The organism is Streptomyces sp. NPDC059900 (assembly GCF_050270335.1).
In the GTDB taxonomy this organism is placed as follows: Bacteria; Actinomycetota; Actinomycetes; order Streptomycetales; family Streptomycetaceae; genus Streptomyces.
The window spans coordinates 1-9,109 of the sequence record NZ_JBNNJZ010000339.1 but is presented as its reverse complement, the minus strand read 5'-3'; the positions used below and the strand labels follow the sequence as shown (position 1 = coordinate 9,109).

Below are 9,109 nucleotides of genomic sequence, written 5' to 3'. Positions count from 1 at the left end.
GGCTACGTCCATCTGGAGACACTGCCGCTGTACGACGTGTTCGCGGGCGGGGTCCTGGAGCGGATCCCCGCCCACCTCACTGCATCTGCCGCCGCACCAGCTCGTGCAACCGACCGCCCGTGTCCGCCAGCAACTGTGCGGGCGGCCCCTGCTGGACCACCCGGCCCTCCGACATGACGATGACGCGGTCCGCGTCGAGGACCGTGGAGAGGCGGTGGGCGATGACGATGCGGGTGGCGTTCAGGGCGCGGGTGCTGTCGATGACCGTGCGCTGGGTCTCGTTGTCCAGGGCGCTGGTCGCCTCGTCGAAGAAGAGGACGCGGGGGCGGCGGATCAGGGCCTGGGCGATCATCAGGCGCTGGCGCTGGCCGCCGGAGACCGCGCCGCCGCCGGAGATCATCGTGTGCAGGCCCATCGGCATGCGCTTGATGTCCTCGGCGAGGCCCGCCATCGCGGCGGCTTCCCAGGCCTCTTCCTGCGTGAACGTCTCGGCGCCGCAGATGCAGTCCAGGATCGAGCCGGTGAGCGGCTGCGCGTTCTGCAGGACGACGCCGCACTGGCGACGCACCGCGGCCTGGTCGAGAGCCGAGAGGTCCTGGCCGTCGTAGAGGACGTTGCCGGAGACCGGCTTGTCGAAGCCGATGAGCAGGCGAAGGAGGGTCGACTTGCCGCAGCCGCTGGGGCCGACGACCGCGACGAATTCGCCCGGCCGGATCGACAGGGACACGTCGTCCAGGACCAGCGGGCCGTCGTCCGCGTAGCGGAAGGAGAGGCCGCGGGCCTCGATCTCGCCCTGCAACTCGCCCGGCTGTGTGCTCGCGCCGCGCACCTCCGGCTCCTCGTCGAGCACCGGCTTGATCTGCTCGAACATCGGCAGGACCGCCGCCGCCGAGATCAGCGCACCGGTGAGCTGCGTGACGGAGGTCAGGAGCATCGTCACGGCGGTGCTGAAGGTAAGGAACTCCCCTGCCGTGAGGCTGCCGCGGGCCGGTCCCGCGAGGAGGATGAACATGACCAGCGTGCACAGCGGCAGGTAGACGGAGTTGAGGACCGTCGTGACGTTCTTGATGCGGCCCGCGCGCTGCTGGAGCTCCCGGCTGCGCGCGAACTCCCCCGCCCAGGCGGCGTAGGCGAAGCTCTCCGCGCCGGCCACGCGGAGTTTGGGCAGACCGCGCAGGGTCTGGAACGCCTGGTTGTTGAGCTTGTTGCTCAGCTCGACCAGGCGGCGCTGCCAGCGCAGTTCCCACAGGCCGAGGGTGAGGAACACTGCCGCGATGACGACCAGCATCCCCAGCGCGGCCAGGGCGAGCGGCACGCTGTAGAGCAGCAGCAGGACCAGGTTCATCACGCCGATCGTGCCCGACTGGAGCGCGACGGGACCGATGCCCGAAAGGACCCGGCGGATCGCGCTGACGCCCATGGCGGCGCTGGCCAGTTCACCGGTGGAGCGCGAGGCGAAGAAGCGCGTGGGCAGGCGCAGCAGGCGGTCCCAGACCGCTGGTTGCAGCGTGCTCTCCATGCGGCCCTCCATACGGAGGATGGTGAGGTTCTGGAGCAGCATGAACGCCGCGGAGACGATGCTCGTGATCATCACCGCCAGGGACACCTGGACGATGAGGCTCTTCTCGCCGTTCGGGACGAACACGCCGAGCACCTGTCCCGTCGCGATCGGCACGAGCGCGCCGATCGCGACGGTCACCAGACCGGCGATCGCCAGATTGCGCAGGTCGGCGCCGGTGCCGCGCAGGCCGAAGAGGAAAAGACGCCACGGCGTCAGCGTCCGCTCCGGCAGCGGGCGGTAGAACATGACCCCCTGCGGTTCGAACTCGTCCGCGTTGCTCTCGTCGATGCGCATGCGCCGCCCGGACGTGGGGTGCACGGACTCGTAGCGGCCGCGCCGCCACAGCAGCGCGACCGGCTGCCCGCTGGCGGCGCGGTGCCCCACCAGCGGCCCGGTGTTCTCGCGCCACCAGCGCCCGTCGAGGCGGACGGCACGGGTGCGGATCCGCGAGGCCACCGCGACCTGCTCCACGGGGTCGATCCGGTCGCTGACCGCACCGCCCTCTGCGGCACCGGACAGGGTGATCCCGGCAGCCTCCGCGACCAGGCGGCAGGCCGCGTACGTCGCGTCGTCCCCGCCCCGCGATTCGCTGCGGCGCGCACCGCCGCCCCGGCCGGAGCGGCCGATGGAGGCGATCAGCGTGCGGTCGGCCTGCTCGCGGACCGTCTCGCCCGCCTTGATGCCGGCCGCGGTGCGGTCCTCGTGGGCCCGTTCCAGGCGTTCGATCCACCGGTCGAGCGTCGAGAGGAGGCGGTACTGCTGGTTGACCATGCGCTGCCACATGGCGGCGTCCATGAGCAGGTCGCCCGCGGCCTCGGCGCTGTAGGCGGAGCCGTACTGCAGGCTGCCCGGCGCGAGCGGCATCCAGAGGATGTCGTCGTCGGTGACCACGTCGTCGGCCATGGTGCGGCCGTCGAGCGGCGCCTCGAACAGGACCCGGTGGCTGCGTCCGATGCCGAGCGCGAAGGCGTGCTCCAGGAGACTCAGGGCCTGGTCCTGGGTGTCGTACTGACTGGGGTACTGCTGCTCGTAGGCCCAGGTGTCGCCGTAGTCGGGGCGGTACAGCTCGCGCAGCGGGATGCGGCGCAGCTCGCAGCCCTGGAGCGGGCGTCCCACCAGGGTGTGCTGGGGGCCTTCGACGGGGCCCAGGAGCAGGGTGCCCGGTTCGAGGCGGCCCAGGAAGTGCCAGTGGCCCTGCTGCACGGCGTCGACGGCGAACAGGTCGAGCGCCCCGGCCACGACGAGCCAGAGCACCTGCGGGCCTTCGAGGTGCACGCTGCGCAGGCCGGTGCAGTCGGCCGGGGTGCCGAGCGCGCCGAAGGCGGCGGCCACCGCGTCGTCGGTGTACGGGGTGTACTGCTCGGGTACCGAGGTCACCTCAGTGCTCCTTGACCAGGTCGGCGTAGGCTCCGCCGGCGGCGACGAGGTGTTCGTGGCGTCCGCGTTCCACGACCGAGCCGTGGTCGAGGACGACGATCTCGTCGCTGTCGCGCACGGTGCTCAGACGGTGCGCGATGACGACGCAGGCGCAGCCGCGGCGGCGCAGGTTGTCGATGATGACCTGCTCGGTCTCGGCGTCCAGGGCGCTGGTGACTTCGTCGAGCACGAGGATGCTGGGGCGCCGGACCAGGGCCCTGGCGATCTCCAGGCGCTGGCGCTGGCCGCCGGAGAAGTTGCGGCCGTCCTGTTCGACACGGCCGTGGATGCCGCCGGGCCGGCGGGCCACGACCTCGTACAGGCAGGCGTCCTTGAGGGCGGCGATGACGTCGTCGTCGGGGATGGAGGGGTCCCACAGGGCGACGTTGTCGCGGATGGTGCCCTCGAAGAGGAAGACGTCCTGGTCGACGAAGGAGACGGAGGCCGCGAGCGCGCCGCGCGGGATGTCCTCCAGGCGCTGTCCGTCGATGCGGATCGTGCCTTCCCAGGGGCTGTAGAGCCCCGAGATCAGCCGGGAGACGGTCGACTTGCCGCTGCCGGAGCCGCCGACGAGCGCGACCTGCTGCCCGGGGCCCACGGAGACTGAGAAGCCGGTCAGGAGCGGCTTGTCGAGCGGGCTGTATCCGAAGGTGATGTCTTCCAGGGTGACGTGGCCCTTGAGGCGCCGGGTGCTCGCCTCCGGTTCGGGGCGGGAGTAGAGCGTGTCGACGGGGAAGTTCTCGACGTCCTTGAGCCGTGCGACGTCGGCGCCGAAGTCCTGGATGCGGCCCGCGACGCCGTTGAGCCGGGTGATCGGCGCGGTGAAGCGGGTGACCAGGGCCTGGAACGCGACGAGCAGGCCGATCGACAGATGTCCTTCCACGGCGCGCAGGCCGCCGATCCACAGGATCAGGGCGCTGTTGAGCGTCGCGAGGGTGGGCGCGGCGACGCCGAGCCAGGCGCTGGGCACGCCCAGGCGCTGCTGCTGCTCCAGGGTGGTGGCGTGCTGGCCCGCCCAGCGCCGGAAGTAGCCGTTCTCGCCGCCGGTGGCCTTCATGGTCTCGATCAACTGAAGGCCGGTGTACGAGGTGTTGGTGAGCTTGGCGCTGTCGGCGCGCAGCTTCTGGGTGCCGGTGGCCCGCAGCCGGATGACGATGCGCATCGCGACGATGTTGAGGAGGGCGATGCCCACGCCGACCAGCGTGAGCTGCGGGTCGTACGTCCACAGCAGGGCCGCGTAGAGGAGTACGACGATGCCGTCGACGCCCGCTGCGGTCAGGTCGCGGGCCAGCGTCTCGGCGACCGCGTCGTTGGACGCGAGCCGCTGGACGAGGTCGGCGGGGCTGCGCTGGGCGTAGAAGGTGACGGGAAGGCGCAGCAGATGGCGCAGGAAGCGGGCACTGCTCAGCGTCGAGGAGATGATGCGCCCGCGCAGCAGATTCGCCTGTTGCAGCCAGGTCAGGACGACCGTGAGCGCCACCATCGCGCCCATCGACGCGAACAGCGCCCCGAGCAGCGACGTCTGATGGCCGATCAGGAACAGATCGATGTACGTGCGGCTGAGCGCAGGCAGCGCGGCGCCGACCGCGACGAGCAGGAGGCTGGCGAAGAGCGCGGCGAGCATGGTGCCCGTGGTGCCGCGAAGGCGTGCGGGAAGGGCCCGCATGACGCCGGGCCTGCGCCCTCCGCGGCGGAAGTTCTCGCCCGGCTCCAGGACCAGGACGACTCCGGTGAAGCTGGTGTCGAAGTCTTCCGAGGGGACGAAGCGGCGGCCCTTGTCCGGGTCGTTGATGTGCACGCCCCGGCGGCCCAGGCGGCGGCCCGTGCCGTCGTAGACGACGTAGTGGTTGAACTCCCAGAAGAGGATCGCGGGCGCCTTCACCTCGGCGAGGGCGGCCGGTTCCATCTGCATGCCCTTGGCCGTGAGGCCGTAACTGCGCGCCGCTTTCAGGAGGTTGCTGGCCCGTGAGCCGTCGCGCGAGACACCGCACGCGATGCGCAGCTCTTCCAGCGGGACGTGCCGTCCGTAGTGGGCCAGGACCATCGCGAGGGCGGCGGCGCCGCACTCCACGGCTTCCATCTGCAGGACGGTGGGCGTACGGACGGATCGCTGCGGCTTGCCCTTGGACGCGGGGCGCGGCGCGTTGCGGCGGCGGCCCCGCTGGGGCTCGGGGCGGTGCCTGCGGCGGCCGCCGGGGGGCGGCAGTTGCTGCTGGTGCGCCGGGGAGGGGTGCGGTGCGGTCACGGAAGCAGCCAATCGATCGGGCGCTGCTCGGCGAGGTGGAAGGCGCCGGTGGCCAGGGTCATGGAGTCGAGCGCGAAGGGCGGGCCGCCGGCCGTGGACCACTGGTAGCCGGACTTGGTGCCGGAGGAGTTCTCCAGGCGCACCAGGACGGCCACGGGCGGGCCCGCCTTGGTGAACTGCCCGGCCAGTTCCTTGTCGCCGAGGAACCCGCTGATCTTCTGTTCGCTCTGGGCGGCGCGTCCGATCGCCTTCACGCGGCCGCGCAGCGTGCCGTACTCCTCCGTGGGCACGGACTGGACCGTGAGGTCCACCGAGGCTCCGACCGGGACGGTGGCCGCGCTGTCGGCGGGGACGTAGATCATGGCGAGGAGGGGGTCGTCGCTGCCCGAGACGCGTTCGACGGTGGCGACGTCGGCGCCGGTGGTGACGACGGTGCCGATCCTGGCGACCAGCGTGCTCACCCGTCCGGCGGCGATGGAACGTACGACCTTGTCGCCCTGGTCCGTACGGACCTTGAGCACGGGTGCGCCGGCGGCGACGGATTTTCCCTCTTCGGCCAGGACGCGGGTCACCTGTCCGGTGACGGGGCTCTGCAGGACGTAACTGCCCTGGCCGTGGGTGAGGATGCCGGGCGCCTTGAGCGTGGAGGAGATCGAGCCGGTCACGGCCCAGACGCTCGCGGCGGCCATGACGACCACGGTGACGGCGAGGACGAGCAGCCCCTGGGGTCGGGCGTAGCGCACCGGAAGGTCGAGTTCCTCGGGCGACTGCAGCTTGGACAGGGCCTGTTGCCGGAACTGCACGGAACGCTTCCCTTACTTTGCCTGTGGCGACAATGCCTGTGGCGACTTGGCCTGTGGCGTCCGTGAGCCCCGGAACCAGTGGTTCCGGGGCTCACGAATCATGGCGTCTCAGTGAGCTGGATGCTCAGAGACCGGCGGTCAGACCGCCGGCGAGGCCCGTGACGGCGCCGGTGTTCAGGCCGGTGACACCCTCGACGGTGCCCACGACGCCGCCGACGACGCCCGAGACCGGGGCGATGGAGTCAACGGTGTCCGTGACGTTGCCCGCGACACCGGCGACGAGGCCACCGGAGACGTTGTCGAGGTCGGCGTCGGAAATCTCGAGGGTCTCGACCTGGGGGGTGTAGTTCATGGTGTGAGCTGCCCTTCTCATGAATGTCGCAAAGGTGTTTCCAACACTGCGGAATCCGGGGTGCGAATTCCGCGGTGGCCAGGATCAAAGCACGTTCGCACGTCGCACATCCAATCGACGAAGCCGCGTCCGGCGGCGCTTGCAACGACGAATCACCGCTGCGTGCAGGCATGTTCACCGAGTGGGAGCAGCTCCTTCACAAGATTCACAGACGGAAATCCGGTGAGCGGAAGGACTCCTTCCAACAAAGCGGACACACGCACATCAAAACGCGAGTTCTGTGGTCAATACACAAGAGCACTGCGTGCAGCGGACGCCGAATAGCGTGACTGGGCTGCGCATTCGATGTGCAGGTTTATTGAAGGCGTGCTGAATCGTCGCCGAAGGGGACAGTGCGATCGCCCTGCGCGACCACACCGTCGGTGGAGGCACCGGAGGCGATCCCGTGGCCGGGCTCCGGCACCGACTCCGGGGCGAGAAGCACCGAGCGGCGGCCGTCGACACCGACCGGCACGTCGCCGTCGACGGTGACGCGGCGCAGGGTGCGCTCGTGCTCGTCGGAGTCGTCCACTCCGTAGTGCTGCGTGGCGCGGTTGTCCCAGATGGCGACGTCGCCCGCGCGCCACTGCCAGCGCACCGTGTTCTCCGGCCGCTCCACGTGCGACTGGAGTACGCCGATCAGGGCGCGGGAGTCGGCGCCCCTGAAACCGCTGAGCTTCTGCAGGAAGTTGCCCAGGATCAGGGTGCGTTCACCGGTCTCGGGGTGGACGCGGACCACGGGGTGCTCGGTCTGGAACTTGACCGCGGTGAACACCTCGCGGTGCTGTTCGAGCGCCGCGGAGGAGGCGCCGGGGCGGGTGGCGGCGTAGTCGTAGTCGTTGGTGTGCACGCCGCGCACGCTGTCGGCGAGGATCCGCAGCGGCTCGGGCAGGTCCTGGTACGCGGCGGCGGTGTTGGACCACAGGGTGTTGCCGCCGTACGGCGGGATGACCTCGGCGCGGAGGATGGAGAACGCCGGGTACGCGGGCACGAACGTGACGTCGGTGTGCCACTGGTTGGCGCGGCCGCCGCGTTCGTTGTCGATGCCGAGGGCGTAACGGCCGTCCACCGAAGGCACGGTGGGGTGGGCGACGGGGGTGCCGAGCAGGCGGGCGAAGGCCTCGTGGCTCTCCGGGTCGAGGTGCTGCTGGTCGCGGAAGAAGACGACCTTGTGCTCGAGCAGCGCGGCGCGCACGGCGGCCACGGTGGCCTCGTCCAGGTCACCGCCGAGGCGGACGCCGGACAGGACGGCGCCTATGCGGCCGCCTACCTTCTGGACGGCGAGGGCCGGGGTCGTCCGTGCGGGTGCGGGTGCGGAGGTCATGGGGAGTCCCTTCGATCGGGTGGGGGCGCGGGGTGTTCTCGGAACGGAGAGGAGCGGACGCGCCGCAGCGCGGCGCAGATGGCAGCGCGGTCCCGGCCTGGGCTGGGCCCGTGGGGACGCGAAGATGCAGAGGAGAGAGGAGAAGAGAGGAGAGGAGATAAGGAAGGGTCAACTGCCCGAGCGGCAGCGGCAGCGGCAGCGGCAGAAGATGAGAGCGGCGGTCAGGCCACGCGCAGACGACACGCCGCGGAAGCGAGGCGGCCCAGGTCTACGTGGAGCCGCGGGACGAGAAAGGTCATCGCGGTCATGTCCAGGAGCATGGCCGCCCGCCGAAAGCGTGGCAAGCCCTTGCCCGCCCGCTTCACGACCCTGCAATGAGCCCGCCGCCGGGCGCCTGGCCGGCCCCGTGCGACCGGCCGGGATCCGTGCCGCCCGACCGGCGGCCCACGGGGCGTCACCCGGCGGCTTCACCCCATGACCAGGGGCGATACGTTCCGTTCCGGGCGGTGCAGCATAATGCGGCCATGCGGATCTCAGCCAGGGCGGACTACGCGGTACGTGCCGCGCTGCAACTCGCCGCGTGCCAGGACGACGGGCCGCTGAAGGCCGAGGCCATCGCGGACGCCCAGGAGATCCCGCACAAGTTCCTCGAAGGCATCCTCAACGACATGCGGCGCGGCGGTCTCGTCCTCAGTCAGCGCGGCGGCAACGGCGGCTACCGGCTGGCCCGGCCCGCCGCCGGGATCAGCATCGCGGACGTCATCCGTGTCGTGGAGGGCCCTCTGGTGTCGGTACGCGGAGTGCGTCCTCCGGAGCTCGCCTACAGCGGGCCCGCGGAATCGCTTCTTCCGCTGTGGATCGCGCTGCGGGCGAATGTCCGCCAGATCCTGGAGGGCGTGTCCCTGGCCGACGTCGCGGGCGCCGAACTGCCGACCCCCGTCACGGAACTCGCCGCGGACCCTGCGGCCTGGACGAACCCTTAGGTCCCTCCGGCGCCGTCCGCGACCCCGTGCTCAACGCCGGTTGCGCGGGTGGTTGCGCGCGGTGCGTTCGTTGCCGTGCTTGTACGCGCCCGTCCAGCGGGCCATCACCAGTTGGGCATCGCCCGACTCGACCTCGGCGAGGAACTTCTCGGCCCGCGCACCGCGCAGCGTCCCGGCCGCGCGGCCGTGGTGCGTGATGGTCACGCTGGCGTCGGGGCGCTGCTCGTACGTGAATCCAGAAGGTCTCGGCATGGTCGGATGCTAGGCATCCGGGCTGTGGTTCCGGAACCGAATTTCGGTGCGGTGCCGGGGCGGCCGGCAAGGCGGTGCCGGGCCGGCCTGCAAGAAGGACGCCCGTACGACCGCCCGGTGGGTGCTCACACGAC

At 70.9% G+C, this 9,109-nt stretch carries 8 protein-coding genes; 1 reads left to right on the top strand and 7 read right to left on the bottom strand.

Features of this window, described 5'->3' with window-relative positions; all coding sequences use genetic code 11:
* Positions 1–76 precede the first annotated feature (76 nt).
* The 6 genes from ACQKIP_RS31530 to ACQKIP_RS31505 all read right to left on the bottom strand — a co-directional run bounded on the left by ACQKIP_RS31530 (position 77) and on the right by ACQKIP_RS31505 (position 8,039).
* Positions 77–2,938, bottom strand: a complete 2,862-nt coding sequence (locus ACQKIP_RS31530; protein ID WP_365861126.1) for an NHLP bacteriocin export ABC transporter permease/ATPase subunit — start codon at positions 2,936–2,938, stop codon at positions 77–79.
* Position 2,939: 1 nt separating this feature from the next.
* The gene (locus ACQKIP_RS31525; RefSeq protein ID WP_365861125.1) at positions 2,940–5,222 is read right to left on the bottom strand and encodes an NHLP family bacteriocin export ABC transporter peptidase/permease/ATPase subunit; all 2,283 of its coding nucleotides are present in this window, start codon (positions 5,220–5,222) and stop codon (positions 2,940–2,942) included.
* Positions 5,219–6,025 carry an HlyD family efflux transporter periplasmic adaptor subunit gene (locus tag ACQKIP_RS31520; protein ID WP_365861123.1) on the bottom strand — a complete coding sequence of 269 codons (807 nt, stop codon included), beginning with the start codon at positions 6,023–6,025 and terminating at the stop codon, positions 5,219–5,221. Before ACQKIP_RS31520 ends, ACQKIP_RS31525 begins: the two co-directional genes overlap by 4 nt.
* A 124-nt stretch (positions 6,026–6,149) precedes the next feature.
* The gene (locus ACQKIP_RS31515; protein ID WP_361040187.1) at positions 6,150–6,377 is read right to left on the bottom strand and encodes a type A2 lantipeptide; all 228 of its coding nucleotides are present in this window, start codon (positions 6,375–6,377) and stop codon (positions 6,150–6,152) included.
* Between the two features lie 355 nt (positions 6,378–6,732).
* Positions 6,733–7,740, bottom strand: coding sequence for a TauD/TfdA dioxygenase family protein (locus ACQKIP_RS31510; protein WP_365861122.1), 1,008 nt, complete (start codon positions 7,738–7,740; stop codon positions 6,733–6,735).
* Between the two features lie 221 nt (positions 7,741–7,961).
* On the bottom strand, positions 7,962–8,039 hold the full coding sequence (locus tag ACQKIP_RS31505) for a putative leader peptide (protein ID WP_363302824.1): 78 nt from the start codon (positions 8,037–8,039) through the stop codon (positions 7,962–7,964).
* A 225-nt stretch (positions 8,040–8,264) separates the two neighbouring features.
* Between ACQKIP_RS31505 and ACQKIP_RS31500 the strand changes: the two genes are divergently transcribed.
* Positions 8,265–8,723, top strand: a complete 459-nt coding sequence (locus ACQKIP_RS31500; protein ID WP_365861120.1) for an RrF2 family transcriptional regulator — start codon at positions 8,265–8,267, stop codon at positions 8,721–8,723.
* A gap of 30 nt (positions 8,724–8,753) precedes the next feature.
* On the opposite strand, the gene ACQKIP_RS31495 is transcribed toward ACQKIP_RS31500, so the two are convergent.
* Positions 8,754–8,975 (bottom strand): hypothetical protein, encoded by a 222-nt coding sequence (locus ACQKIP_RS31495; RefSeq protein WP_365814805.1) that lies wholly within the window; start codon positions 8,973–8,975, stop codon positions 8,754–8,756.
* Between the last annotated feature and the right edge of the window lie 134 nt (positions 8,976–9,109).